This is a genomic window from Streptomyces sp. NPDC059092 (assembly GCF_042756365.1).
Taxonomy (GTDB): Bacteria; Actinomycetota; Actinomycetes; order Streptomycetales; family Streptomycetaceae; genus Streptomyces.
In genome coordinates this window covers 1-25,905 of record NZ_JBHZEJ010000031.1, presented here as the reverse complement: position 1 = coordinate 25,905, position 25,905 = coordinate 1, and the positions used below count along the sequence as shown (strand labels likewise).

19 protein-coding genes and 1 tRNA gene are annotated in these 25,905 nt (G+C 71.9%); 18 read left to right on the top strand and 2 right to left on the bottom strand.

Features of this window, described 5'->3' with window-relative positions:
- The first annotated feature begins 208 nt into the window (after positions 1 to 208).
- The 7 genes from ssd to ACFXPL_RS19420 are packed head-to-tail and all read left to right on the top strand — an operon-like array spanning position 209 to position 5,267.
- Positions 209 to 1,306 (top strand): septum site-determining protein Ssd, encoded by a 1,098-nt coding sequence (gene ssd / locus ACFXPL_RS19450; RefSeq protein WP_384920580.1) that lies wholly within the window; start codon positions 209 to 211, stop codon positions 1,304 to 1,306.
- A gap of 8 nt (positions 1,307 to 1,314) precedes the next feature.
- Positions 1,315 to 2,490: a TadA family conjugal transfer-associated ATPase gene (locus ACFXPL_RS19445; protein ID WP_384920577.1), complete on the top strand. Its 1,176-nt coding sequence runs from the start codon at positions 1,315 to 1,317 to the stop codon at positions 2,488 to 2,490.
- A gap of 8 nt (positions 2,491 to 2,498) precedes the next feature.
- A complete protein-coding gene (locus tag ACFXPL_RS19440) occupies positions 2,499 to 3,365 on the top strand; it encodes a type II secretion system F family protein (protein WP_384920722.1) in 867 nt (288 codons plus the stop codon).
- Positions 3,362 to 4,138: a type II secretion system F family protein gene (locus tag ACFXPL_RS19435; RefSeq protein WP_384920574.1), complete on the top strand. Its 777-nt coding sequence runs from the start codon at positions 3,362 to 3,364 to the stop codon at positions 4,136 to 4,138. The genes ACFXPL_RS19440 and ACFXPL_RS19435 overlap by 4 nt, the downstream gene beginning before the upstream one ends.
- A gap of 55 nt (positions 4,139 to 4,193) precedes the next feature.
- Positions 4,194 to 4,415, top strand: a complete 222-nt coding sequence (locus ACFXPL_RS19430) for a DUF4244 domain-containing protein (protein WP_384920571.1) — start codon at positions 4,194 to 4,196, stop codon at positions 4,413 to 4,415.
- Entirely contained in the window at positions 4,402 to 4,842 is a 441-nt protein-coding gene (locus ACFXPL_RS19425; RefSeq protein WP_384920568.1) for a TadE family type IV pilus minor pilin, read from the top strand. Before ACFXPL_RS19430 ends, ACFXPL_RS19425 begins: the two co-directional genes overlap by 14 nt.
- Positions 4,839 to 5,267 (top strand): Rv3654c family TadE-like protein, encoded by a 429-nt coding sequence (locus ACFXPL_RS19420; RefSeq protein WP_384920565.1) that lies wholly within the window; start codon positions 4,839 to 4,841, stop codon positions 5,265 to 5,267. The genes ACFXPL_RS19425 and ACFXPL_RS19420 overlap by 4 nt, the downstream gene beginning before the upstream one ends.
- Here the strand turns inward: ACFXPL_RS19420 and ACFXPL_RS19415 are convergent.
- Positions 5,149 to 7,698, bottom strand: coding sequence for a DEAD/DEAH box helicase (locus ACFXPL_RS19415; protein WP_384920562.1), 2,550 nt, complete (start codon positions 7,696 to 7,698; stop codon positions 5,149 to 5,151). The genes ACFXPL_RS19420 and ACFXPL_RS19415 overlap by 119 nt on opposite strands.
- 79 nt (positions 7,699 to 7,777) lie before the next feature.
- On the opposite strand from ACFXPL_RS19415, the gene ACFXPL_RS19410 reads away from it, so the two are divergent.
- The 11 genes from ACFXPL_RS19410 (at position 7,778) to ACFXPL_RS19360 (ending at position 24,260) form a co-directional block, all read left to right on the top strand.
- Positions 7,778 to 8,131 carry an STAS domain-containing protein gene (locus ACFXPL_RS19410; RefSeq protein ID WP_003967428.1) on the top strand — a complete coding sequence of 118 codons (354 nt, stop codon included), beginning with the start codon at positions 7,778 to 7,780 and terminating at the stop codon, positions 8,129 to 8,131.
- Positions 8,132 to 8,233: 102 nt separating this feature from the next.
- Positions 8,234 to 8,680, top strand: a complete 447-nt coding sequence (locus tag ACFXPL_RS19405) for an ATP-binding protein (RefSeq protein ID WP_384920560.1) — start codon at positions 8,234 to 8,236, stop codon at positions 8,678 to 8,680.
- A 235-nt stretch (positions 8,681 to 8,915) separates the two neighbouring features.
- The gene (locus ACFXPL_RS19400; RefSeq protein ID WP_384920557.1) at positions 8,916 to 11,327 is read left to right on the top strand and encodes a sodium-translocating pyrophosphatase; all 2,412 of its coding nucleotides are present in this window, start codon (positions 8,916 to 8,918) and stop codon (positions 11,325 to 11,327) included.
- A gap of 310 nt (positions 11,328 to 11,637) precedes the next feature.
- On the top strand, positions 11,638 to 12,231 hold the full coding sequence (locus ACFXPL_RS19395) for a small secreted protein (RefSeq protein WP_384920554.1): 594 nt from the start codon (positions 11,638 to 11,640) through the stop codon (positions 12,229 to 12,231).
- A 145-nt stretch (positions 12,232 to 12,376) separates the two neighbouring features.
- Positions 12,377 to 13,879 (top strand): methyltransferase, encoded by a 1,503-nt coding sequence (locus tag ACFXPL_RS19390; RefSeq protein WP_384920551.1) that lies wholly within the window; start codon positions 12,377 to 12,379, stop codon positions 13,877 to 13,879.
- Between the two features lie 145 nt (positions 13,880 to 14,024).
- The gene (locus ACFXPL_RS19385) at positions 14,025 to 14,222 is read left to right on the top strand and encodes a hypothetical protein (protein WP_384920548.1); all 198 of its coding nucleotides are present in this window, start codon (positions 14,025 to 14,027) and stop codon (positions 14,220 to 14,222) included.
- A 433-nt stretch (positions 14,223 to 14,655) separates the two neighbouring features.
- Positions 14,656 to 17,499, top strand: a complete 2,844-nt coding sequence (gene topA, locus ACFXPL_RS19380) for a type I DNA topoisomerase (protein ID WP_384920545.1) — start codon at positions 14,656 to 14,658, stop codon at positions 17,497 to 17,499.
- A 224-nt stretch (positions 17,500 to 17,723) separates the two neighbouring features.
- The gene (gene tmk, locus ACFXPL_RS19375) at positions 17,724 to 21,059 is read left to right on the top strand and encodes a dTMP kinase (RefSeq protein ID WP_384920542.1); all 3,336 of its coding nucleotides are present in this window, start codon (positions 17,724 to 17,726) and stop codon (positions 21,057 to 21,059) included.
- 163 nt (positions 21,060 to 21,222) lie between these two features.
- Positions 21,223 to 22,428, top strand: coding sequence for a DNA polymerase III subunit delta' (locus ACFXPL_RS19370; RefSeq protein WP_384920539.1), 1,206 nt, complete (start codon positions 21,223 to 21,225; stop codon positions 22,426 to 22,428).
- A 110-nt stretch (positions 22,429 to 22,538) separates the two neighbouring features.
- Positions 22,539 to 24,080, top strand: coding sequence for an alpha/beta hydrolase (locus ACFXPL_RS19365; RefSeq protein WP_384920536.1), 1,542 nt, complete (start codon positions 22,539 to 22,541; stop codon positions 24,078 to 24,080).
- 106 nt (positions 24,081 to 24,186) lie between these two features.
- Positions 24,187 to 24,260 (top strand) — tRNA-Thr (locus tag ACFXPL_RS19360).
- Positions 24,261 to 24,307: 47 nt separating this feature from the next.
- On the opposite strand, the gene ACFXPL_RS19355 is transcribed toward ACFXPL_RS19360, so the two are convergent.
- Complete coding sequence (locus ACFXPL_RS19355; protein WP_384920533.1) at positions 24,308 to 25,705, bottom strand: tyrosine-type recombinase/integrase; 1,398 nt, start codon at positions 25,703 to 25,705, stop codon at positions 24,308 to 24,310.
- Positions 25,706 to 25,905: the final 200 nt, after the last annotated feature.

Here is a 25,905-nt window from a genome sequence, read left to right as displayed (position 1 = left end):
AGCTACCGGGATATTCACAACTGGTGAGTTGTCCACAGTTTTCCAGCAAGATCCACACGATTTCTTGTTGTCCTGCACGGTGATTCCGGCCGCGAACTTCGCGGCAGCCGGAATCACGGATACCGGATCAGTGCGAGATCGCGGAGAGATGCGCCTCGCGGATACCGGATCACGTCAGAGATAGGGGGCGGAGATCGTGGCTGGATCCATGACATCCGATCGCTCGCACGGGCCGGACGGACACCGGACCGGACCGCTGATCCTCACCGAGGACGTGGAGTTGCTCGACGACCTGCTGCGCCTGTGCGCCGCGGCCGGCGCCGAGCCGGAGGTGCACCACTCGGTGCCGGAGCGAAAGGGCTCCTGGGAGGACGCGCCGATGGTCCTGGTCGGGGATGACGCGGCGGCCCGCTGCCGGGGCGCCACGCGCAGGCGCGGAGTCATGCTCGTCGGGAAGGACCAGGACGATCCGGAGGTATGGCGGCGTGCGGTGGAGATCGGCGCCGACTGCGTGCTGCGACTGCCCGACGCGGAGAACTGGCTGGTCGACCGCATCGCGGACGCCGTCGAAGGCGTCGGCAGGCCGGCGCTGACCGTCGGGGTGATCGGCGGACGGGGCGGCGCCGGGGCCTCCACGCTCGCCTGCGCCCTGGCCGTCACCGCGGCTCGGGCCGGCCGGCGCACGATGCTCGTCGACGGTGATCCGCTCGGCGGAGGTCTCGACGTCCTGCTCGGCGGCGAACAGGTCGAGGGGCGGCGATGGCCGGATTTCGCGGCTTCCAAAGGAAGGGTCGCCGGCGGCGCCCTGGAGGAGTCGCTGCCCTTCCTGCACGACCTGCGGGTGCTCAGCTGGGACCGTGGAGATTCCGTGGTGGTCCGGCCGGAGGCCATGAGATCGGTGCTCGCCGCCGCCCGCAGGCGTGGCGGTGTGGTCGTCGTGGACCTCCCGCGCCGCGTGGACGAGGCCATGGCCGAGGCGCTGGCCCAGGTGGACCTGGGGCTGCTGGTGGTCCCGGCCGAGTTGCGGGCCGTCGCGGCGGCCGGACGGGTGGCCTCGGCGGTGGGCATGGTCCTTCAGGATCTGCGCGCGGTGGTCCGTGGTCCGTACGCCGTGGGCCTCGACGAGCAGTGGATCGCGGACGCGCTCCGCCTCCCGCTGGCGGGCGAACTTCCTCCGGAGCCAAGGCTGTCGGAGGCCCAGGAGAGCGGAGCGCCGCCGGGATCCAGGGTGCGCGGCCCGCTCGCGGCGTTCTGCGCGGCCTTCTGGGAGCAAGCCCTCGCCGGGGACGGGAGCGTGACGGCATGACGCCCACGATGCCTCTGACATCCAGGTCAGCCTCCGCGGCCGGCGGCCTGCTGGACGCCGTGCGGCAACGGCTCGCGGAGAGCGGGGCCGAACCGACACCGGCCAGGGTGGCCGCCGCTCTACGGGCGCAGGGGCGGCTGCTGGGCGACTCGGAAGTACTCGGAGCCGCCGAGGAGTTACGGTGCGAGCTGGTGGGCACGGGACCGCTGGAGCCGCTGCTCGCCGACCCGTCCGTGACGGATGTGCTGGTCTCCGCACCTGATCAGGTGTGGGTGGACCGGGGCCGGGGCCTCGAACGCACGGCGGTGTCGTTCGCGGACGCGGCTTCCGTACGGAGGCTCGCACAACGGCTCGCCGCGGCGGCCGGACGCAGACTCGACGACGCCAGGCCCTGGGCCGACGCCCGGCTGCCCGACGGGACACGGATGCACGCGGTGCTGCCCCCGGTCGCCGTCGGCTCGACCTGTCTGTCACTGCGGGTGGTGCGCCCCAAGGCCTACTCCCTCGCGGAGCTGACCGAGGCCGGAACGGTCCCGCCGGGCGGCGAGCGGCTGCTCCGCGCGCTGATGGACGCCCGGCTGTCCTTCCTGATCAGTGGCGGTACGGGCACCGGGAAGACGACGCTCCTGTCCACCCTGCTCGGCCTGGTCGGAGCGCGCGAGCGGATCGTACTGGCCGAGGACTCGGCGGAGTTGAGGCCCGACCATCCGCACGTGGTGCGGCTGGAGGGCCGCCCGGCGAACCAGGAGGGCGCCGGTCTGGTGACCCTGCGGGATCTGGTCCGGCAGGCACTGCGGATGCGGCCGGACCGGCTGGTGGTCGGCGAGGTCAGAGGTTCGGAAGTCTCTGAATTGCTGGCGGCGCTCAATACGGGCCATGAGGGCGGCTGCGGCACGGTCCACGCCAATACGGCGGCGGACGTACCCGCGCGCCTGGAAGCCCTCGGCACAGTGGCGGGGCTGGACCGGGCCGCGCTGCACAGCCAGTTGGCGGCCGCGCTGTCCGTCGTCATCCATCTCGTACGGGACCGTGACGGGCGCCGGCGACTCGCCGAGGTGCATGTTCTGGAGCGGGACGACGCCGGGCTCGTGGTGCCGGTGCCCGCGCTGCGCTGGGGTGTTGACGGCTTCGCGTACGAGCGGGGCTGGCCGCGGCTGCGGACTCTGCTCGGGGGTGCGCTGTGACTGCGTCCATGACGGCCGTCGCCTGTGCGGCGGTGCCGTGCGCGGTGGCCGCCGTCCGGCTGGCTCTGCACCAGGAGAGGGGACTGCGCAGGGCCTGGCTGCTGCTCGCGCCCGTCGGCACGCCCCGGCGCCCGGCGCTCGGGAGGCCGCTGTGGGAGGGCCTGCTGCCCGGGGCCCGTGAGCGGGCGCGCGGGCTGCCCCGGGAGTGGCTGTGCGTGCCTCCGGCGGCGCTGCTCGCCCTGCTGGGCGAGTCGGTGCTGCCGCTGCTCGGAGGCGCGCTGGCGGTGCCGCTGGTGAGGCGACGGCTGCGGGCCGTCGAGGAGCGCAAGGCGCGGGAGCGGCGGGCCGACGGGATCGTGGCGATCTGCGGTGCGGCCGCGGCCGAACTGCGGGCGGGTCTCCAGCCCGTACAGGCCCTGCTGGCGGCGGCGGCCTTCACCGGTGGTCTGGGCGGCGCCGAGCCCGCCGTACTGGCCGCGGCGCGGTTCGGCGGTGACGTACCGGACGCGTTGCGGCGGGCGGCGCGTGAGCCGGGGGCCGAGGGGCTGGTGGGGCTCGCGGCGTGCTGGCGGGTGGCTGTGGACGGCGGCGCGGGGCTGGCCGCAGGGCTGGACCGGCTGGAGGCGGCGCTCCGGGCGGAGAGGGATCAGCGGGAGGCGTTGCGCGCGCAGTTGGCGGGCGCCTGGTCGACGGTCGTCGTGCTCGCGCTGCTGCCCGTCGTGGGGCTGGCGCTGGGCTGGGCGCTGGGCGCGGACCCTCTGCGTGTGCTGCTGCACACCCCCGCCGGTCTGGGCTGTCTGGCGGTGGGCGGCCTGCTGGAGGCTGCGGGGCTGTTGTGGGCGGCACGGATCGTACGGACCGGGGAGGCGCCATGAGCGCCGCGTTCCTCCCCGGGCTGTGGACGGTTGTTCCGCTGTTGGCCGCCGTCGGGTGCCTGGCTCTCGCCGTATCGGTCGGGCGGCACGAACGGCGGGTGCGCGGCCGGCTCGCGGTGCTCCTGGGCGTCGGGTACGAACAGCGGCCTTCACGGGCGCGTCCGTGGACGGCGGAACGGGCCTGGCGCTGGGGTCCGCCGCTCGGCGTGGTGGCCATCGGCTGGGCCCTGATCGGCGGAGCGACGGGAGCGGCGATCGGGCTGGCCGGGGCGTACGGGATCCGGAGATGGCTGCGTACGCACCGGCCGGCCGACCGCTCTCTTGCCGACGCGACGGCGAGACAGCTTCCACTCGCCGCCGATCTGCTGGCCGCCTGCGTCGCGGCGGGGGCAGGGCCGCGCGAGGCCGCGGAGGCCGTCGGTGAGTCGCTGGGCGGCCCCGTCGGTGACCGACTGGCGCGTACGGCGGCCGAGATCCGGCTCGGTGGTGAACCGGCCGAGGCGTGGGGGCGGTTCGGTGCGATACCGGGCGCCGCCGGGCTGGCCCGCTGCCTGGAGCGGGCGGGCGTCACCGGGGCGCCGGCCGCGGAGCCGGTCTCCCGGCTCGCCGACGGCTTCCGGGCGGCCCGGTCCCGGGACGCGGTGGCCCGGGCCCAGCGGGCCCAGGTGCTCATCACCGCGCCGGTGGGGCTGTGCTTCCTGCCCGCCTTCCTGGCGGTGGGGGTGGCCCCGGTGGTCATCGGTCTGGCGAGCGGGCTGCTGAGCGGCAACTGAACTGTTCCGTCGACGAATTTCGACGATTTCTCACGGGGAACACGGGGAGAGTCCTATGCGGCATGTGTGGACACGATGGACGCGGCGAGCGGACAGGCTGCGCCGGACCTGCCTGAGGCGGGCGCGGGCCGACACGGGGATGACGACGTCCGAGTACGCGGTGGGCACGATCGCCGCCTGCGCCTTCGCGGCGGTGCTCTACCGGGTGGTCACGAGCGGGTCGGTCTCGGGCGCGTTGCAGGGGTTGATCGGCAGGGCGCTCGATGCGCAGTTCTGAGCCGGTCCGTACGGCCTTGGGGCATCGCTCCGGGGCGGGAGCGGCGGACGGGGGCTCAGTGACGGCGGAGGCGGCCGTCGCGGTGCCCGCGCTGGTGGTCCTCGCCCTGTCGCTGGTCTGGGGGCTGACGGCGGCGGCAGCGCAGATTCAGTGCGTGGACGCCGCCAGAGCGGGGGCGCGGGCGGCGGCCAGGTCCGAGCCCCGGGCCGTGGCGCTGGACGCCGCCCGTTCCGCCGCCCCGAAGGGCGCCCGGGTCACCCTGGGCCGTACGGGCGATCTGTGGCGGGTCCGGGTGGAGGCGCCGGCGCCAGGACCGGGCTCACTGTCTCTGACGCTCGCCTCCGAGGCCGTCGCGGCGGCGGAGGACGCCCAGGACGGCCCTGGAGAGGCCCCAGGAGGCCCGGGACCGGTGGAGGTGACTTCATGAGCCGCACGAGCCGGGACCGGGGCGCGGCGACGGTGTGGGCGGCCATGGCGGCGACCACGATGTGTGTGGTCTTCGCCGCGGTGCTCGCCTTGGGCCAGGCGGTCGTCGCACGCCACCGTGCCGGGGCCGCCGCGGACCTGGCGGCGCTCGCCGCGGCCGACCGCGTGCCGAGCGGCCCGGCCGTCGCCTGTCGCGGGGCGGCCGACGTGGCGGCGGCGCAGGGTGCGCGGGTGGTCCGGTGCGTGGTGAGCGGTGAGATCGCGGAGGTGACGGCCACGGCGCAATTCGGCCCGTACGCGCCCACGGTCAGGGCGCGGGCCGGTCCGCCCCGATCGGCGTACCCGCCGGATCCGCCTTCCCCGCCGGGTCCGCCGTACCCGGATCCGCCGCGCCTGGGCCGGCCGGGTCCGCCGGCGCTTCCCTGAGCAGTTCGGTGAGCAGCCGTACGGCGCCCCGCTTGTGCAACGGGTCGTTGCCGTTGCCGCACTTGGGCGACTGGATGCAGGACGGGCAGCCCGCCTCGCACTCGCAGGAGGCGATGGCCTCACGGGTGGCGGTGAGCCACGCGCGGGCCGTGCGGAAGGCACGTTCCGCGAACCCCGCGCCGCCGGGATGACCGTCGTACACGAAGACGGTCGGCAGAAGCGTGTCCGGGTGCAGCGGTACGGAGACGCCGCCGATGTCCCGGCGGTCGCAGGTGGCGAAGAGCGGCAGCATGCCGATGGAGGCGTGTTCGGCGGCGTGCAACGCGCCGCCGAGCTGCTCGGGGTTGATCCGGGCCGCGTCGAGCTGGTCCTCGGTGACCGTCCACCACACGGCCCGGGTGCGCAGGGTCCGTGGTGGCAGATCGAGCTTGCTCTCGCCGAGCACTTCGCCGGTGATGAGCCGGCGGCGCAGGAAGGAGACGACCTGGTTGGTGACTTCGACGGAGCCGAAGCACAGGCGTCCGGTGCCCCAGGGGATCTCGGTGTCGGTTTCGAGGACGGAGATGGCGGTGGTGTCGCGTGCGGTGGTGGAGTACGGCGGGTTGGCCTCCTCGACCAGGGCGACCGACTCCGACAGGTCGAGCTCCTTCACCAGGTAGGTGCGGCCCTGGTGGAGGTGGACGGCGCCGTCATGGACGGCGGTGTGGCTGGCGGCTTCGTCGACCGTGCCGAGCAGCCGCCCGGTCGACGCCTCGACGATCTGGACGGGACGGCCGCCCTCGCCCCGGATGTCGGCGAGATCGGCGGCCCGCTCGCGGCGGGTCCAGTACCAGCCGAAGGCGCGGCGGCGCAGCAGCCCCGCCGACTCCAGTTGCGGCAGCAGAGCGGGCGCGGCCGGGCCGAAGAGCGTCAGGTCGTCCTCGGTGAGGGGGAGTTCGGCTGCGGCGGCGCAGAGATGGGGAGCGAGTACGTACGGATTGTCCGGATCGAGAACGGTGGACTCCACGGGCTGCTGGAACAGCGCCTCGGGGTGGTGGACCAGGAAGGTGTCCAGCGGGTCGTCCCGGGCGACGAGAACGGCCAGCGCGCCCTGTCCCGACCTCCCTGCCCGGCCCGCCTGCTGCCAGAGCGAGGCACGGGTGCCGGGGTAGCCGGAGATCACGACGGCGTCCAGGCCGGAGACGTCGATGCCGAGCTCCAGGGCAGTGGTGGCGGCGAGGCCGAGCAGCTCGCCGGAGTGCAGGGCGTTCTCCAGCGCGCGGCGCTCCTCCGGGAGGTAGCCGCCCCGGTAGGCGGCGACCCGGCGGGCCAGCGAGCGGTCCACCTCGGCGAGGCGTTCCTGGGCGATGACGGAGATCAGTTCGGCGCCGCGTCGCGAGCGTACGAAGGCGACCGTACGGACGCCCTGGAGGGTCAGATCGGTCAGGAGGTCGGCGGTCTCGGCGGTGGCGGTACGGCGTACGGGCGCGCCCCGCTCACCGTGGAGCTCCGTGAGCGGGGGCTCCCACAGGGCGAAGACCACCTCGCCCCGGGGCGAGGCGTCGTCGGCGACCTCGCGCACGGGCAGACCGGTGAGCCGGCCCGCGGCCTGGGCAGGCTCGGCGGCGGTGGCCGAGGCGAGCAGGAAGACCGGGTTCGCGCCGTAGCGGGCGCAGACGCGGCGCAGCCGGCGCAGCACCTGGGCCACGTGGGAGCCGAAGACGCCGCGGTAGGTGTGGCACTCGTCGATGACGACATAGCGCAGCGAGCGCAGGAAGGAGGCCCAGCGGGGGTGGGACGGGAGGATGCCCCGGTGCAGCATGTCCGGGTTGGTCAGTACGTAGTTCGCGTACTGCCGGACCCATTCACGCTCCTCCACGGGGGTGTCGCCGTCGTAGACGGCGGGGCGCACGCTGTTGCCGAGCGGGGCGGCCAGGGCTTTCACGGCGCGCCGCTGGTCGGCGGCGAGGGCCTTCGTCGGGGCGAGGTAGAGCGCCGTGGTGCCCCGGCCGTTGGGCGCCTCGGAGCCGTCGAGGAGCGTGGTCAGCACGGGGGCGAGGTAGGCCAGCGACTTGCCGGAGGCCGTTCCGGTGGCGATCACGACGGATGCGCCGTCCAGGGCGTGTTCGGCGGCGAGGGCCTGGTGCGTCCACGGATGGTCGATGCCCGCCTGCTGAATGGCGTTGATCACTTCTCCGCGGATGCGATCGGGCCAGACGGCATGACGGCCCTCACGTGGGGGCAGGTGCTCCGTATGGGTGATGCGCGCAGCACGGCCCGCCCCCGCGGCGAGCCGGTCGAGGACCGTACCGGGAGAGGGGCGTTCGCCCCCGGTCTGCGGGGGTCCACTGGGGTGATGATTCCTGGCCATCGGCATCGAGTGTGTCACTGGCATGACGGACAATGGACCCAAGGCGTCGTGCATGACCGCTGGTAAGTGATTGAATGCCATCGCGGCTGGCGATACGTCCCCTGGCTCCGTCGGGGAGACCCGAGGGGCGACCGCTCGATAGCAAGGTGCTGGAGGATCCGTGGACCTGTCCCTGTCGACTCGCAATGTGTCCGGCCCTGGTGGCGACCGTACGGTCGTCGAGGTCGGTGGCGAGATTGATGTGTATACCGCGCCCAAGCTGCGCGAGCAGTTGGTCGAGTTGGTGAACGACGGCAGCTACCACCTGGTCGTCGACATGGAGGGCGTGGACTTCCTTGACTCGACCGGTCTCGGCGTGCTCGTGGGTGGACTGAAGCGTGTGCGCGCCCATGAGGGCTCGCTGCGTCTGGTCTGCAACCAGGAGCGCATTCTCAAGATCTTCCGGATCACCGGTCTGACCAAGGTGTTCCCGATCCACACCACGGTCGACGAGGCCGTGGCGGCCACCGACTGAGGTCGGACGCCGCTTTCCGGAGGAGTGGGCAGAGGCACCGGGCATCCCGCCCGGGTGCCCGCGCCCGTGATTTCGCACGCCCGTACGTTCGAGGGGGATCGCATGGCCACCGTTGAACTCCGCTTCAGCGCCCAGCCCGAACACGTCAGAACGGCCCGTCTGGTGGCGGCCGCCGTGGCTCGTCGGGCAGGCGTCGACGAAGCTGTGTTGGACGAGGTCAGACTTGCCGTCGGCGAGGCATGCAGCCGTGCGGTCGGGCTGCACCGTAGCCATGGCGTCACCGAACCCGTGCGCGTCGTGCTCACCGAGGAGGAGAAGACTTTCTCCATCGAGGTCGGCGACGGAGTGTCCGGTACGGGCAGCGCCAGGGCCTCGGAGGCGGGCGAGGGCGCGTCCTCGGGCGACTACGAGGGTGACGCCGAGAGCGAGGACGAGATGGGCCTCGCGGTCATCAGCGGCCTCGTCGACGACGTCGAGGTGACATCGGGGGACGACGGCGGCGTCATCCGGATGACCTGGCCCACGACGCCACCCGTCTCGACGTCCTGATCATTCTCATCTCCTGATCATTCTGTCGGCCGACCCCTTCCGGCCGTCCGGAGAAAGGCCCTGCTGAGCAGGGCCTTTCTTATTTCCCCGGGCTTCGTAAACGCTTTTATCCCATTACTCGTTTCCCGGGTGATTCCTTATGTCAAGGTCAATGACGCTGTGGCGCGCTCTGTTTTGATCAGGTTCCGCTCCCTACAATCCGTCCATCTTGAACGCTGAGCGTCAAGGAGGACGAATGGCGGGACACTTCCAACCACAACTGTCCGAGCACCCCACTTCTCTCGCGGCCGCGATACTCACGGACGGCAATCGGCTGATCGTGATCGTCATCGCGGTCGTCGCACTGGCCGCCCTGTTCGTCGCCCAGGTGCTGGTACGCCAGGTCCTGGCGGCCGGTGAGGGCACCGATTCCATGAAGGAGATCGCGGCCGCTGTACAGGAAGGCGCGAATGCCTATCTGGGCAGGCAGTTGCGCACCCTCGGCGTTTTCGCCGTGGTGGTTTTCTTTCTGCTCCTGGTGTTGCCGGCCGACAACTGGTCGCAGCGTGTGGGACGTTCGCTGTTCTTCCTGGTGGGTGCGGGATTTTCGGCGGCCACCGGTTACATCGGCATGCGTCTCGCCGTACGCAGCAATGTGCGGGTGGCCGCCGCCGCGCGTGAGGCGACACCGGCGGAGGGTGAACCGGAAAAGGATCTGACGGCCGTCTCGCACAAAGCCATGAAGATCGCATTCCGTACGGGCGGCGTGGTCGGGATGTTCACGGTGGGGCTCGGCCTGCTCGGTGCCTCCTGCGTGGTGCTCGTCTACGCGGCCGACGCCCCCAAGGTGCTGGAGGGCTTCGGCCTCGGTGCCGCCCTGATCGCCATGTTCATGAGGGTCGGCGGCGGCATCTTCACCAAGGCCGCCGATGTCGGCGCCGACCTGGTCGGCAAGGTCGAACAGGGCATCCCCGAGGACGATCCGCGCAACGCCGCCACGATCGCCGACAACGTGGGCGACAACGTCGGCGACTGCGCGGGCATGGCCGCCGACCTCTTCGAGTCGTACGCCGTGACGCTCGTCGCCGCGCTGATCCTCGGCACGGCGGCTTTCGGGGACTTCGGTCTCGCCTTCCCGCTGATCGTCCCCGCGATCGGCGTGGTGACCGCCATGATCGGCATCTTCGCCGTCGCCCCGCGCCGTGCCGACCGCAGCGGCATGAGCGCCATCAACCGCGGCTTCTTCATCTCCGCGGTGATCTCGCTCGCCCTCGTGGCCGTGGCGGCCTTCGTCTACCTGCCGTCCTCGTACGCGGAGCTGGACGGCGTCTCCGACCGGTCGATCCTCACGCACGGCGGCGACCCGAGGGTCCTGGCCCTGGTCGCGGTGGCCATCGGTATCGTGCTCGCGGCCCTGATCCAGCAGCTCACCGGCTACTTCACCGAGACCTCCCGGCGCCCGGTCAAGGACATCGGGAAATCAGCCCTGACCGGCCCCGCCACGGTCGTGCTCGCGGGCATCGCCATCGGCCTGGAGTCCGCCGTCTACACGGCGCTGCTGATCGGTCTCGCGGTGTACGGGGCGTTCCTGCTCGGCGGTACGTCGATCATGCTCGCCCTCTTCGCGGTGGCCCTGGCCGGCACCGGGCTGCTCACCACCGTCGGCGTGATCGTCGCCATGGACACCTTCGGGCCGGTCTCCGACAACGCCCAGGGCATCGCCGAGATGTCCGGGGACGTGACGGGCGCGGGCGCCCAGGTGCTCACCGACCTCGACGCCGTGGGGAACACCACCAAGGCGATCACGAAGGGCATCGCCATCGCCACGGCCGTACTCGCCGCGGCGGCGCTCTTCGGCTCGTACCGGGACGCCATCGCGACGGCCGTCGCGGACGTGGGGGCCAGAGCGGGCGAACTCACGCTCAGCCTGGACATCTCCCAGCCCAACAACCTGGTCGGGCTGATCCTCGGCGCCGCGGTCGTCTTCCTCTTCTCCGGGCTGGCGATCAACGCGGTGTCGCGGTCGGCCGGCTCGGTGGTCTACGAGGTGCGGCGGCAGTTCCGCGAGCACCCCGGGATCATGGACTACACGGAGAAGCCGGAGTACGGGCGCGTCGTCGACATCTGCACCAAGGACGCGCTGCGCGAGCTGGCCACGCCGGGGCTGCTCGCGGTGCTCACGCCGATCGCCGTGGGGTTCTCGCTCGGCGTGGGGGCGCTCGGATCGTTCCTGGCGGGCGCGATCGGTACCGGCACCCTGATGGCCGTCTTCCTCGCCAACTCCGGCGGCGCCTGGGACAACGCGAAGAAGCTGGTCGAGGACGGGCACCACGGCGGCAAGGGCAGCGAGGCGCACGCCGCGACGGTCATCGGCGACACCGTCGGCGACCCGTTCAAGGACACGGCAGGGCCCGCCATCAACCCGCTGCTCAAGGTGATGAACCTGGTGGCGCTGCTGATCGCCCCGGCGGTCGTGCAGTTCAGTTACGGCGACGACGCCAACGCCGGGGTCCGCGCGCTGGTCGCGGTGCTCGCCCTCGCCGTCATCGTGGGCGCGGTCTACGTCTCCAAGCGGCGCTCCGTCACCGTGGACGACGCGGACGGGGGCGGCGGGGAGGGCAGTGGCGGCGGCAGCGAGAAGTCGCCCGATCCGGTGGCGGCCTCATGACAGCCGGTCATCCGCCGATCGCCCACCGATCACCGAACGACCGCTTCTCTTCACTTCTCGCCGCCTAGCTGATCGGAGCCGGTCAAGAAACGTACGGACGGCGTGGATTGACGCGCCGTCCGTACGCGGGCCGACAGGGGCCGGCGCGCGGACCGGGGGCCGCGCCGTCCCGGAACGGGTCGTACGCGTGAGGTGTCTCTCCCTTGGTGCAAATGGCTTCAATAGCCTACGTACCGGACGTCCGGCGCATGGCTGCCGCCCCGACGGCGTGTATGTTCCGGGGCCGAGAGCCTTGGAAGGGACCCATCCGGTGAACAAGAAGCTTGTGGCCGCGCTGTCCGGCGGTGCGGTACTGCTCATGGCGCTGTCCGGTTGCAGTGGCGACGACAACGACAGCAAGGTGAACGACTGGGCCAAGAAGGTCTGCGACCAGGTACAGCCACAGCTGAAGAAGATCGCGGACGCCAACACGTCCATCCAGCAGGCGACCTCGGACAGCAGTAAGCCCGCTGACGTCCAGACGACGGACTCCGCCGCCTTCCAGTCCATCTCCCAGGCGTACAAGTCGCTGGGTGCCGCCGTGAACAGCGCGGGCGCCCCGCCCGTCACCGACGGCGAGAAGACCCAGCAGGAGGCCGTCAAGGAGCTCAACGCCACCGCGGCGTCCTACGGAGGCCTCAAGGCGAAGGTCGACGAGCTGGACACCAAGGACCAGGCGAAGTTCGCCGACGGCCTCAAGGGCGTCGCGGACGAACTGGCGACCCTCAGCAAGAGCGGCGACCAGGCGCTCCAGAAGCTCCAGTCCGGCGATGTCGGCAAGGCGATGGCGAAGCAGCCCGGCTGCCAGAAGCCCACGGTCGGCGGCGCGTCCGCCTCTCCCACGACGGCGGGCAGCCAGTCCTGACCGGCGCCGCGGAGTCCGCCCGCGGTCCACGGGCCGCGACGCGCGGCTCGCGCTCTCGAACGCGGTACCCGCGGCCCGGCCCGGACTCGCTCGTCCAGGGGCCGGGCCGCGGGCCGTTGTCAGTGGGAGACGCCACAATGGGCGGGTGAGTACGACCAGCCTTCCCGCGCCCGACCACTCGCCCCGACTCCGTGCGGCCCTGCTCGCCGCCGACTTCACCGCCGACGGCCTCCTGGAGCTGCTCGGCGCCCCCGCCTACGCCGCCCTGGCCCGCAGCGAGACCGTGCCCGCCCTGCGCGCCACCCGCGGCGACACGCCGCTCGAAACGCTCGTCCGGCTCTTCCTGCTCCAGCGGTCCGTTCCCCAGGAGCGTGCGGAAGCCGCCCTTCCGCTGGACGAGGTCCTGACGGACGGCTGGGTCGTACGGGACGGCGCGCGGATCACCGCCGCCGTGGACGTACGGCCGTACGGCGGACCCGAGGGGCAGGACTGGTTCATCGTCTCCGACCTGGGCTGCTCCGTCGGCGGCGCCTCCGGGGCGAGCGGCCACGACGAGGGCGTGGTGCTCGGCGTCGGCGGCGCCTCGACGACCCTGGCCGGGCTCACGGTCCGTACGCCCGTGGGCAGCGCGCTGGACGTGGGCACAGGCTCCGGCATCCAGGCGCTGCACGCCGCCCAGCACGCCACCCGCGTCACCGCCACCGACCTCAACCCGCGGGCGCTCGGCTTCACCCGGCTGACGCTGGCGCTCTCCGGCGCGCCCGCCGCCGAGCTGCGCGAGGGCTCGCTCTACGAGCCGGTCGGGGACGAGACGTACGACCTGATCGTCTCCAACCCACCGTTCGTGATCTCGCCCGGCGCCCGGCTGACCTACCGGGACGGCGGGATGGGCGGGGACGATCTGTGCCGCACGCTCGTTCAGCAGGCGGGGGAGCGGCTGAACGAGGGGGGATACGCGCAGTTCCTCGCCAACTGGCAGCACGTGGAGGGGGAGGACTGGCAGGAGCGGCTGCGGTCGTGGGTGCCGCGCGGCTGCGACGCCTGGATCGTGCAGCGCGAGATCCAGGACGTGACGCAGTACGCCGAGCTGTGGCTGCGCGACAGCGGTGACCACCGCAGCGATCCGCAGGCGTACGCGGCGCGCTACGACGCCTGGCTGGACGAGTTCGAAGCCCGTGGGACGAAGGCCGTCGGTTTCGGCTGGATCTCGCTCAGGAAGTCGGGCGCCGCGCAGCCGTCCGTCGTCGTGGAGGAGTGGCCGCACTCGGTGGAGCAGCCGCTCGGCGAGAGCGTACGGGCCCACTTCGACCGGCAGGACTATCTGCGGGCCCGTGACGACGCCGCGCTGCTCTCCGACCACTTCGTCCTCGCGGCCGAGGTCGTCCAGGAGCAGGTCGGGCTGCCGGGCGCGGAGGACCCCGAGCACGTGGTGCTCCGGCAGAACCGCGGGATGCGGCGGGCCACCAAGGTCGACACGGTCGGCGCCGGGTTCGCGGGGGTCTGCGACGGATCCCTGAGCGCCGGACGGATCCTGGACGCGATCGCCCAGCTCATGGGGGAGGACCCGGTCCTGCTCCGTGACCGGACCCCGCAGTCGATCCGGCTGCTGGTGGAGGAGGGCTTCCTGGAACCGGCCTCGCGGGGATGAGCCCTCCCCGGTGAGCCGCCCGACGGACGGCGACGTGCCGCGTTCACCCGGAGTTCGCGCCGGGTATGTCCCGGGCTGCCAGCATCCGCCTACTGGATTCCCGGCGCCACGGAACAGGCGCCACGGAGGAGGAATGGGGGCGGACATGGAGAGCGAGCCGGCGATCTTCGCGGGAGCGGTGTTCACGCTGTTCGGCGCAGGGCTGCTGCTGTGGACGGGGGCTCGCGTCCTGCACCGGGCGCCGGTGGCCCACGGCGTCCGGCCTGCGGCGTCCATCACGCTCGCGACACTCTCGGGCGTGGTCTTTCTCGCTCTCGGCGTGTGGTGCTTCGGTCGTATCTGATCCACACGTTCCCCGGCCCTGAGGCAGTTTCCTGGCCATGATCGTCCCGGCCCTCCGCGCCGCGCCGACATCGCCCCGGACCTGCCGTTGAGGCGTGCCGGACCTGGGCCGGACCTGCGCCGGGGCCCGCGCGGGCGCCTCGTCGGGCGCCTCACGCGGCCCCCCTGCCCGACGCTCCTCAGGCGTCCCGGCGTACCCACCGCCGGCATGGCCCGACGCGACGGGCGCGGGGGTCCGGGCGGCAGGAATGGCTGGAGTCGGGTTACCGTTCGAGTGGCCGTTGCGGTCTTTCGTCGTTTGACACAGGGGCGGGTTGTACCGTCACACTCCGCAGCGAAGCAGCGTCATCGCTGGGCGGTCCCGCGCCCCGCCGTGCCGTTCTGCCGTACTGCCGTACGGGCCCACCCAGCGTCGACCGGAGAGAAGAGCGAAGTTGTCCCCGACCAGCGAGACCGCACACGGCGGCCGCCGACTCGTCATCGTCGAGTCGCCTGCCAAGGCGAAGACGATCAAGGGCTACCTCGGCCCTGGCTATGTCGTCGAGGCGAGCGTCGGGCACATCCGCGACCTCCCGAACGGCGCCGCCGAGGTGCCCGAGAAGTACACCGGCGAGGTGCGCCGCCTCGGTGTGGACGTCGAGCACGACTTCCAGCCCATCTACGTCGTCAACGCCGACAAGAAGGCGCAGGTCAGAAAGCTCAAGGAGCTGCTGGCCGAGTCCGACGAGCTCTACCTCGCCACCGATGAGGACCGCGAGGGCGAAGCCATCGCGTGGCACCTCCAGGAAGTCCTGAAGCCCAAGGTCCCCGTCCACCGGATGGTCTTCCACGAGATCACCAAGGACGCGATCCGGGCCGCCGTCGCCAACCCGCGTGAGCTGAACACGCGCATGGTCGACGCCCAGGAGACCCGCCGTATCCTCGACCGGCTGTACGGCTACGAGGTCTCGCCGGTCCTGTGGAAGAAGGTCATGCGCGGCCTTTCCGCGGGCCGCGTCCAGTCCGTCGCCACCCGGCTCGTCGTCGAGCGCGAGCGCGAGCGCATCGCCTTCCGCTCCGCCGAGTACTGGGACCTGACCGGCACGTTCTCCACCGGCCGCCCGGGTGACCCCTCCGACCCGTCCTCGCTGGTCGCCCGGCTGAACTCGGTCGACGGCCGGCGCGTCGCCCAGGGCCGCGACTTCGGCCCGGACGGCCGGCTCAAGTCCGACCAGGTGCTGCACCTCGACGAGGCGAACGCGCGGGCGCTGGCCGCCGCGCTGGCGGACTCCTCCTTCGCCGTGCGCTCGGTCGAGTCCAAGCCGTACCGCCGCTCCCCGTACGCGCCCTTCCGCACGACGACGCTCCAGCAGGAGGCCTCGCGCAAGCTCGGCTTCGGCGCGAAGTCCACGATGCAGGTCGCGCAGAAGCTGTACGAGAACGGCTTCATCACCTACATGCGTACGGACTCCACGACGCTGTCGGACACCGCGATCTCGGCGGCACGCGCCCAGGTCACGCAGTTGTACGGGGCGGGCTATCTGCCGGACAAGCCGCGTACGTACGCCGGGAAGGTCAAGAACGCGCAGGAGGCGCACGAGGCGATCCGTCCTTCGGGCGACCGCTTCCGCACCCCGGCGGAGACCGGGCTGAGCGGCGACCAGTTCCGGCTGTACGAGCTGATCTGGAAGCGGACCGTCGCCTCCCAGATGAAGGACGCGGTCGGCAACAGCGTCACCGTCAGGATCGGCGGAACGTCGAGCGACGGCCGGAACGCGGAATTCACCGCCTCCGGCAAGACGATCACCTTCCACGGCTTCATGAAGGCGTACGTCGAGGGCGCGGACGACCCGAACGCGGAGCTGGACGACCGCGAGCGCAGGCTGCCGCAGGTCGCCGAGGGCGACGCGCTCTCCGCCGAGGAGATGTCGGTCGACGGCCACGCCACCAAGCCCCCGGCGCGCTACACCGAAGCGTCGCTGGTCAAGGAGTTGGAAGAGCGCGAGATCGGCCGCCCGTCGACGTACGCCTCCATCATCGGCACCATTCTCGACCGCGGTTACGTCTTCAAGAAGGGCACGGCGCTGGTCCCGTCCTTCTTGTCCTTCGCTGTCGTCAACCTGCTGGAGACGCACTTCGGCCGCCTGGTCGACTACGACTTCACGGCCAAGATGGAGGACGACCTCGACCGCATCGCGCAGGGCGAGGCCCAGGCCGTGCCGTGGCTCAGGCGCTTCTACTTCGGTGAGGGCGACGACAACGCGGGCGCCGCTTCCAGCGCGGGCAACGGCGACGGGGACCACCTCGGTGGGCTCAAGGAGCTCGTCACCGACCTCGGCGCGATCGACGCCAAGGAGATCTCCTCGTTCCCCGTCGGCGACGGCATCATGCTGCGCGTCGGACGGTACGGACCGTACGTGGAGCGCGGCGAGAAGGACGCGGAGGGCCACCAGCGCGCCGACGTGCCCGAGGAGATGGCGCCCGACGAGCTGACCGTCGCGTACGCGGAGGAGCTGCTGGCCAAGCCGAGCGGCGACTTCGAGCTGGGCGCCGACCCGGTCTCCGGGAACCAGATCGTGGCGAAGGACGGCCGCTACGGCCCGTACGTCACCGAGATCCTGCCGGACGGTACGCCGAAGACCGGCAAGAACGCGGTCAAGCCCCGTACCGCCTCGCTCTTCAAGTCCATGTCGCTCGACACGGTCACCCTCGACGACGCGCTCAAGCTGATGTCGCTGCCGCGGGTCGTCGGGACCGACGCCGAAGGTGTCGAGATCACCGCACAGAACGGCCGGTACGGCCCGTATCTGAAGAAGGGCACCGACTCGCGGTCGCTGACCGGTGAGGACCAGCTCTTCGACATCACCCTCGAAGAGGCGCTGGCGATCTACGCGCAGCCCAAGCAGCGGGGCCGGGCCGCGGCCAAGCCTCCGCTGAAGGAGCTGGGCACGGACCCGGTGAGCGAGCGTCCGGTGGTCGTGAAGGACGGGCGGTTCGGCCCGTACGTCACGGACGGCGAGACGAACGCGACCCTGCGGACGGACGACAGCGTCGAGGGGATCACCCCGGAGCGCGGGTACGAGCTGCTCGCGGAGAAGCGCGCGAAGACCCCGGCCAAGAAGACCGCCAAGAAGGTGGCGAAGAAGGCCCCGGCCAAGAAGGCGACGACGGCGAAGAAGGCCGCCGCGAAGAAGACGACGGCGAAGAAGGCGGCCGGAGCCGGCACGGCGACCGCGAAGAAGACGGCTGCCAAGAAGTCGTCGGCTTCGGCCTCGGGCTCGGCGAAGACGGACATGTAGACGTCGTAAGACGCGTAGGCGCTGTACGAGGCATGGGCGGCCTAAGAGGTCTTGGGCGCTGTACGAGGCCTGGGCGCTGTACGAGGCGCGGACGTGTCCGTGCGGTAGGAGACGGGGCGGGGAGACGGCCGGGCGCGGCCCGGGAGGTCCGGCGGGGGCGGCCACGTGGTCGTTTGTTCGGACGGGGCTCCAGGGTTGTCGGTGGGGCCGGATAGGCTGGGCGGATGACGCGAGCCGAGCAGCCAACGGTCGTGAGCCCTTCCTCCGACTCCGACGCACTTGCCGCAGACTCACGAGAGCGCGCCGTTCGATCACTGTTGCGCCTCCCTCCGCTGCGGCGGTTGTGGGGCGCCCAGTTCGTCGGCGGGATCGGCGACGTACTCGCCGTTCTCGTGCTTCTGCTGCTGTCGTTGCAAGCGGCGATCTCCGAGGGCTCGCTCGGTACGGGATACCGGGGCGCGGCGTTCGCCGTCGCCGCCGTGTTCGGCGCCCGGATCCTGGCCACGCTGCTGTTCGGCGCCGTGCTGCTGGGACCGCTGACGGCGCTGGTCGCACCCCGTACGGGAGCCCCAGGAGCCGCCGGGAAGCAGGAGGCGGCCGGGAAGCCCGTGCCCGCGAGTGCGGCGTCTGACGGGGCCGGGACCGGCGCGACCCCCGTGAAACCCGCCAAACCGGCCAAGCCCGCGCGGGACGGCGGTCCGCTGGACCGCCGCTGGACGATGATCGTCGCGGACGTCCTCCGCCTCGGCCTGCTGATCGTCGCGCCGCTCTGGCTCGACTGGACACCCGACCGCGCCCTTCCGATCCTCCTCAGCACCGTCTTCGTCCTGGGCGTGGCCGAGCGCTTCTGGGCGGTGGCCAAGGAGAGCGCGGCCCCGGCCCTGCTGCCGCCCCCGCCGCTGGAGGGCGCCGCCGTACGCCCGTTGCCCGACCACCTCGACGCGCTGCGCCGGCTCTCGCTCCGTACGACGTTCCTGTCAGTCCCCGCCGCCGCCGCGGTCCTGCTCGTCGCCACGCTGATCGGCAATCTGCTGGGCACCGGCATCGAGTGGTTCTCGCTCCACCAGGCGGCGCTCGGCTCGTACGTCGCGGCCGGGCTCTTCTCGGCATCCGTCTCCGCGCTGTACTTCCTGGAACTGCCCGACGGGCCGACGCCCCGGCCGCGCTCCCCGCTCGAAGGACTGCGCCGACCCGGCGGCTCCGGTTCCGGTGGCGGCGACAAGGGCCGTACGGGCGCGGTGCCGCTGCTCGTCGCCGCCTGCGGCGCGATCGCCGGAGCCGTCGCGGCGGCCGTGGCCGTCTCCGTCCTCCAGGCCAAGGACCTCGGCGGCGGCCCTGTCGCCTTCGCCCTGCTGGTCCTCGCGCTGACCGGCGGTACGGCACTGGGTATCCGCAGCGGCGCGAAGGTGCTCCCCTCCCTGTCCCGGCGCCGGCTGTTCGCGCTGGGCGTCGCGGTCACCGGTGTCGCGCTGCTCGCCATGGGTCTCGTACCGGACACGGCTACGGTGCTGTTCCTCGCACTGTTCACCGGCTTCACGGCGGGTGTCGTGGCGTATACCGGCCACGCCCTTATCGATGTGGAGATCGAGGAGTATCGTCGACAGCGAGTCACCGAACACCTGCACGCTGTAGTAAGGGTCTTTGTCGCGCTCGGCGTCGTCGTCGCCCCCCTCGTCGCCGCGGCCATCGGCCCGCACCGCCTCGCCAGCGGCACCTTCGTCTTCGCCCACGACGGCGCCGCCTTCACCCTGATGCTGGTCGGCGCGCTGCTGCTGCCCGTCGCGGCGGTCGTGCTGGCCAAGACGGACGACCGGTCCGGCGTGCCGCTCCGGCGTGATCTCCGTGACGCGGTGCGCGGCGGAGCCGACCCCGTACCGGCTCGGGTCGGGACCGGCTTCTTCCTCGCTGTGGAGGGCGGGGACGGTGCCGGGAAGTCCACACAGGTCGAGGCGTTGGCCCACTGGATCCGGGCCAAGGGCCACGAGGTGGTGGTCACGCGCGAGCCGGGCGCCACCCCGGTCGGCAAGCGGCTCCGGTCGATCCTGCTCGACGTGTCCAGCGCCGGACTCTCGCACCGCGCCGAGACACTGCTGTACGCCGCGGACCGCGCCGAGCACGTCGACTCGGTGGTACGCCCCGCCCTGGAGCGTGGCGCGATCGTCATCTCCGACCGCTACATCGACTCGTCCGTGGCCTACCAGGGAGCGGGCCGCGACCTCTCCCCGACCGAGATCGCCCGTATCTCGCGCTGGGCGACGGACGGTCTCGTACCGCACCTCACGGTGCTGCTCGACGTCTCCCCGGAGGCGGCGCGCGAGCGCTTCACGGAGGCACCGGACCGGCTGGAGTCCGAGCCCGCCGAGTTTCACCGGAGGGTACGGTCCGGCTTCCTCACCCTGGCCGCCGCGGACCCGACGCGCTACCTCGTCGTGGACGCGGGCCAGGAGCCGGAAGCGGTCACCAAGGTCGTACGGCACCGGCTCGACCAGCTTCTGCCGCTCTCCGAGGCCGAGATCGAGGCCCGGGAGGAGGCGCGGAAGGCCGCCATCGAGGAGGCCCGCCGCAAGGCCGAGGAAGAAGCCGCGCGCAAGGCGGAGGAGGAGCGGCTGGAGCGTGAGCGCCAGGCGCAGCTCGCCAAGCTCCGTGCCGAGGAGGAGGAGCGCAAGCGCCGCGAGCTGGAGGAGGCGCGCCGCCGCGAGGAGGAGCGCCTGGCGGAGGAGGCCAGGGCGCGCGCCGAGGAGGAGCGCAGGGTCGCCGAGGAGGCGCGCAAGCGGCGCGAGGCCGAGGAGCGGGCGTACGAGGCGGAGCAGGCGCGTCTCAGGCGGCAGGCCCAGGAGGAGGCCAGGCTCCGTGCCGAAGCGGAGGAGCGGCGTCTGGAGAAGCAGCGCAAGGCGGAGGAAGCGCTGCTCAGGGCCGAGGAAGCGCGTCGGCGCGCGGAGGAGGCCGCGGCGGCGGCAGCCGCGGCCGAGGTCTCGCCGAACGAGATCACGGTGCCCACACCGGTGGTCAAGCCGAACCTCAGGAAGCCGGAGAGCACCCCGGAGGACGTGACGCAGGAGGTTCCGGCGGTACGCCCGGATACTCGGCGGGCCGGGGGAGACCGGCCGGGCGCCGGACAGGACAGGACCGGCGCGGCCGACGAGACGGCCGTCCTGCCGCAGGTGCGCGACGAACCGCGGGGGGCCGCGCGCGACGGGCGGAAGGAGTCCCCGCGCGATGCGCGTGCGGCCGACGAGACCGCCGTCCTGCCGCCCGTGCGGAACGGTGACGCGGCGCCTGCCCGGGACAGCGATCCGGCGGACCGGGTGCCGCGGGGCTTCTTCCGCGAGGACGCTCCGGCGCCGTCCGGCGAGCGGGAGAACGAGCGCACGAGGGAACTGCCGGTGATCGACCCGGACGCCGCTCCGGAGGCCCGCCTCCAGCGGCCGCCGGAGCGCCCGCGCCGCCGCTCGGACTGGGCGGAGGAGACGCCGCTGGACGATCTGCCGACCCTGGCGGACGAGCTGCTCGGCCCGCGTGACGACGACGAAGACGACTCCGACGGCAAGCGCCGCCGTTGAACCTGGCGACTCTGCCCGGAGACTCGGCCTGGTGACCGTGTGGGGCCGGATTGTCAGACCCCGGCCCCACAATGGAATCCGAGCGGGCCCGTCCCGTCGGGACGGCACACGGTACGGAGTCGCTGAGCCAAGGGGCCGCGCGGCGAGAACGGGGTGACAGCGCATGACCGTATGGGACGAGCTGGTCGGGCAGGACCGCGTCCGCGAGACGCTGGCCGCCGCCGCCCGGGACGCCGACGCGCTGGTCACGGCCGAGGCCGGGGGCGGGACCCCGCCCGAGGCGTCGAAGATGACGCACGCCTGGCTGTTCACGGGACCGCCGGGGTCGGGCCGGTCCACGGCGGCCCGCGCATTCGCCGCGGCCCTTCAGTGCACCAGCCCGGACCGGGCCCTCGGCGGGGAGCCGGGGTGCGGATTCTGCGACGGCTGCCACACGAGCCTGATCGGTACGCACGCCGATGTGGACGTCATCCGTACGGACCTGCTCTCCATCGGTGTCAAGGAGACCCGGGAACTGATCCGCCGCGCCCAGCTCTCGCCGGCCGGCGGACGCTGGCAGGTCAATGTGCTGGAGGACGCCGACCGCCTCACCGAAGGCGCGGGCAACGTCCTGCTGAAGGGGGTGGAGGAGCCGGCGCCCCGGACGGTCTGGCTGCTCTGCGCGCCCTCCCTGGAGGACGTCCTGCCCACGATCCGCTCCCGCTGCCGCCACCTGGTCCTGCGTACCCCGCCCGTGGCCGCCGTCGCCGATGTCCTGATCCGGCGCGACGGCATCGAGCCGGACGCCGCCCACGCCGCGGCGCGGGCCACCCAGGGCCACATCGGGCGGGCCCGCCGCCTGGCCACCGACCCGCGCGCCCGGGCCCGGCGTGCCACCGTCCTCAAGATGCCCCTGCGCGTGGACGACATCGGCGGCTGCCTCAAGGCGGCGCAGGAGCTGATCGACGCCGCCACCGAGGACGCCAAGCAGGTCGCCGAGGAGGTCGACGTCAAGGAGACCGACGAGATGAAGGCCGCGCTCGGCGCCGCGGCGGGCGGCAGGATGCCCCGGGGCACGGCCGGGGTGATGAAGGAGTTGGCCGACCGCCAGAAGCGCCGGTCCACCCGCACACAGCGCGACAGCCTCGATCTGGCCCTCACCGACCTGACCGGGTTCTACCGCGATGTGCTCGCCCTCCAGATGAGATCACGGGTCGCGCTCGCCAACACCGATGTGCGGGACGCGCTGGAACGGGTCGCCCGCGTCTCCACCCCGGAGCGGACCTTGCGCCGCATCGAGGCGATCGTCGCCTGCCGCCAGGCCCTGGACCGTAACGTGGCGCCGCTGCTCGCGGTGGAGGCGATGGCCGTGTCGCTCAGAACGGGGTGATCCGGGGGGCCGACTCGCTCGTGCGGTCGGAAGGTCATCCGTATGGGCTGGTATTCACCCGTACGAGCGTGGCCGGACCTCTGACGTGGCCGGACGGCTAGCATCCCTGGATGGACACCAGGCGCCTGCTCCGCATCTCCGCCACCGCGCTGGCCGCTGCCGGTCTGCTGATCTCCGGCTGCAGCTCCGGCGGCTCGCCCTCGGAGGCGTCCGCGTCGGACTCGTCCTCGGGATCCGCCGATCCGGCCGCGCTGAAGAAGTACTACGAGCAGAAGCTCACGTGGCGCGGCTGCGGTGTCCCCGACTTCCAGTGCGCCACGATGAAGGCGCCGCTCGACTACGCGAAGCCGGCCGGCACCGAGATCGACCTGGCCGTCGCACGCAAGAAGGCCACGGGTCCTGGCAAGCGCCTCGGCTCCCTCATGGTCAACCCGGGCGGCCCCGGCGGCTCAGCCGTCGGCTACCTCCAGGCGTACGCGGGCATCGGCTACCCGGCCCCGGTTCGTGCCCGGTACGACATGGTGGCCGTCGACCCGCGCGGGGTGGCCCGCAGCGAGCCTGTCGAATGCCTCAACGGCAAGGAGATGGACGCGTACACGCAGGTCGACCAGACCCCTGACGACCAGGCGGAGGTCACGAAGCTGACCGAGTCCTTCAAGAGGTTCGCCCAAGGCTGCAAGAAGCGCTCCGGAACGGTCCTCCCGCATGTCTCCACGGTCGAGGCGGCCCGCGACATGGACGTCTTCCGCGCCGTCCTGGGTGACCGGAAACTGTCGTACGTCGGCGCCTCGTACGGCACCTTCCTCGGCGCGACCTACGCCGAACTGTTCCCGAAGCGCACCGGCCGCCTTGTCCTCGACGGTGCGATGGACCCGTCCCTCCCAGCTCGCGAGCTGAACCGCGACCAGACGGCCGGCTTCGAGACGGCCTTCCGGTCCTTCGCGGAGGACTGTGTGAAGCAGGCGGACTGCCCCCTCGGCCAGAAGTCCGCGGCCGATGTCTCGAACCGCATGAAGGCCTTCTTCGCGAAGCTGGACGCGCGGCCCGTCCCGGCGGGCGAAAACCGCGAGCTGGGCGAATCCCTCGCCACGACCGGCGTGATCGCCGCGATGTACGACGAGTCCGCCTGGCCCCAGCTCCGCGAGGCGCTGGCCGGCGCGATGGACGGCGACGGGGCGGCGCTGCTCGCCCTCGCCGACTCGTACTACGAACGCGAGAGCGACGGCACGTACGCCAACCTGATGTTCGCCAACTCCGCCGTGAACTGTCTGGACCTCCCGCCTTCCTTCACCGGCCCCGACGAAGTCACCAAGGCGCTCCCCTCGTTCGAACAGGCATCCCCGGTCTTCGGCAAGGGCCTCGCCTGGGCCGCCCTGAACTGCACGTACTGGCCGGTCAAGGCCACCGGAGCCCCCCACCGCATCGAGGCGAAGGGCGCGGCCCCCATCGTCGTGGTCGGCACCACCCGCGACCCGGCCACCCCCTACAAATGGGCCCGCTCCCTCGCGGACCAGCTCTCCTCCGGCACGCTGCTCACGTACAACGGCGACGGCCACACGGCGTACGGCCGCGGCAGCGACTGCATCGACACGGCGATCAACACCTACCTCCTGGAGGGCACGCCCCCCGCCCAGGGCAAGAAGTGCTCCTGACCGCCCTGACCTGCGAGAACTCCTGCGAACCGGGGGTGTACGGAGCACCCCTCGAAACTGTGTAGACTTGGCGGCGCCGCAGACCGCACGATGGTCCGGACGGCACGCCGCCTTAGCTCAGTTGGCCAGAGCAACGCACTCGTAATGCGTAGGTCTCGGGTTCGAATCCCGAAGGCGGCTCCGTGAAAGCCTCAGGACTCACTCGCCGTGACCTGGGGCTTTTGCTTTTACTGGATGCGGCGGCGCCGCCGAGCGCGGGCCGCGCGAGTGTCGCTGGTCTCAGTTCTGGTCTCAGTGGGGCCCGGATCCGGCTTCGCCGGCGGGGGTACGAAGAACTCGCCCATGCGGCGCATGGCGTCCTTCGACAGGTGGGACCGCCCCTTCACGTACCGCCGGGTCTGGCTGATCTGGGTGTGTCGAAGGATCTCCATGATGGTGGGCATGTCCACGCCCAGTTCGTTGAGGATCGTGCCGGCCGTGTGGCGACTGCCGTCGTACAGGCGGCGGTCGTCGATCCCAGCCTCCACAAGCAGCTCCTTGAACTCTTCGTAGTCGGCGCGCGGGTCAAGCGGGCGCCCGTCCGGCCGCGAGAAGACGACGTCGTACTCCTGCCACAGTTCGGCCGCTGCGGCTCGCATCTCGTCTTGCTGCGCCCTGTGGTCATGAAGGAACGGGACAAAGACGGGCGGGATCGGCACGGAGTTCTGGCTCTTCTTGGTCTTGGGCCGGGTGAAGACCAGACCGCCCTCCTTGCGCGCGGGGCAGGCGCTCGCGTGCTTCGTGCACGTCTTGGCGCAGGGCCTCGGGCAACCGCGCTTGTAGCCCTCGTGCGTGGTGCAGTTCGGCGGGCACGGGCTGAAGCGGTGCAGACGCGCTCCACAGGCGTGCGGGTCGCCGCAGCCGTGCCGCCATGTCAGCCGCTGAAGCTGCCATTTGGGGTGGAACAGTTCGGCCTCCAGGTCGACGTACTGCCACCGCAACCCGAGCGTCTCGCCCTGCCGGAACCCCATGCCGACGCCGACGATCCACCGCATGAAGGAGGGCCGCTTCGCCGCAGCTTCAAGGAACGCCTTCGCTTCCTCCTGCGTGAAGGGGTTGGCCTCCGTCTCGTCGACGCTGGGCGGGTCCACGAGCGTGGCGACGTTCTCGCCAATGATGCGGCGGCGGTGGGCAATCTTCAGGGCGCGGGACAGAATGCGGTGCACCTTCACCACGTGGGACGGTGCGTGTCCGGCATCGAGCAGCGCCCGGTACATGCGTTCCAGGTGCTCCGGCTGAAGCTTGTCGATCCGGTGCTGACCGACCCCCGGGACGATGTCGTTGCGGGTCTTGGACCAGTAGTCATCCAGCGACCGCGGCTTGAGCTTCAGGCTCGCGATGTCGGTGAGGTAGGTCTCCATCCACTTCGCTACGGTCGGCTTGCGCCCGGCGGCCGGCGCGCGGCCCTGGTCGCGGAGGCGCTCCAACTCCCGCACCTTGCTCTTGATGCCGGGCTCGGTCTTGGCGCGACGGTGGCGTCGGTCGGGACTGCCGTCGTTCTTCACGCCCATCGTGACGCGACCGTGCCACCAGCCGTCGGCGCCAAGGTAGATGGACGATTCCATGTTGGGCTTTCGCGGGCTCATGTGTTCCTCCATGCAGGAGGCGCCCCCCGGGGGGTGGGCGGGGCGCCACAGGGGCTGTCGCTTATACACAACTGACGCTGCCCACGACATAGGTCGAGAAGATCTCGGAGGGCTCCGGAGGCTGCACGAGGACGCGGGGGTGGAGGTGGTGCGCGGCGCCGCGGGCGGGCGGGGCGGGGGGGCGGTGGGGGGGGTGTGGG

Coding starts and splice junctions, on each gene's coding strand:
- ssd (WP_384920580.1), top strand. CDS start 209: ATGACATCCGATCGCTCGCACGGGCCGGACGGACACCGGACCGGACCG.
- ACFXPL_RS19445 (WP_384920577.1), top strand. CDS start 1,315: ATGCCTCTGACATCCAGGTCAGCCTCCGCGGCCGGCGGCCTGCTGGAC.
- ACFXPL_RS19440 (WP_384920722.1), top strand. CDS start 2,499: ATGACGGCCGTCGCCTGTGCGGCGGTGCCGTGCGCGGTGGCCGCCGTC.
- ACFXPL_RS19435 (WP_384920574.1), top strand. CDS start 3,362: ATGAGCGCCGCGTTCCTCCCCGGGCTGTGGACGGTTGTTCCGCTGTTG.
- ACFXPL_RS19430 (WP_384920571.1), top strand. CDS start 4,194: ATGCGGCATGTGTGGACACGATGGACGCGGCGAGCGGACAGGCTGCGC.
- ACFXPL_RS19425 (WP_384920568.1), top strand. CDS start 4,402: ATGCGCAGTTCTGAGCCGGTCCGTACGGCCTTGGGGCATCGCTCCGGG.
- ACFXPL_RS19420 (WP_384920565.1), top strand. CDS start 4,839: ATGAGCCGCACGAGCCGGGACCGGGGCGCGGCGACGGTGTGGGCGGCC.
- ACFXPL_RS19415 (WP_384920562.1), bottom strand. CDS start 7,698: ATGGCATTCAATCACTTACCAGCGGTCATGCACGACGCCTTGGGTCCA.
- ACFXPL_RS19405 (WP_384920560.1), top strand. CDS start 8,234: ATGGCCACCGTTGAACTCCGCTTCAGCGCCCAGCCCGAACACGTCAGA.
- ACFXPL_RS19400 (WP_384920557.1), top strand. CDS start 8,916: ATGGCGGGACACTTCCAACCACAACTGTCCGAGCACCCCACTTCTCTC.
- ACFXPL_RS19385 (WP_384920548.1), top strand. CDS start 14,025: ATGGAGAGCGAGCCGGCGATCTTCGCGGGAGCGGTGTTCACGCTGTTC.
- tmk (WP_384920542.1), top strand. CDS start 17,724: ATGACGCGAGCCGAGCAGCCAACGGTCGTGAGCCCTTCCTCCGACTCC.
- ACFXPL_RS19370 (WP_384920539.1), top strand. CDS start 21,223: ATGACCGTATGGGACGAGCTGGTCGGGCAGGACCGCGTCCGCGAGACG.
- ACFXPL_RS19365 (WP_384920536.1), top strand. CDS start 22,539: ATGGACACCAGGCGCCTGCTCCGCATCTCCGCCACCGCGCTGGCCGCT.
- ACFXPL_RS19355 (WP_384920533.1), bottom strand. CDS start 25,705: ATGAGCCCGCGAAAGCCCAACATGGAATCGTCCATCTACCTTGGCGCC.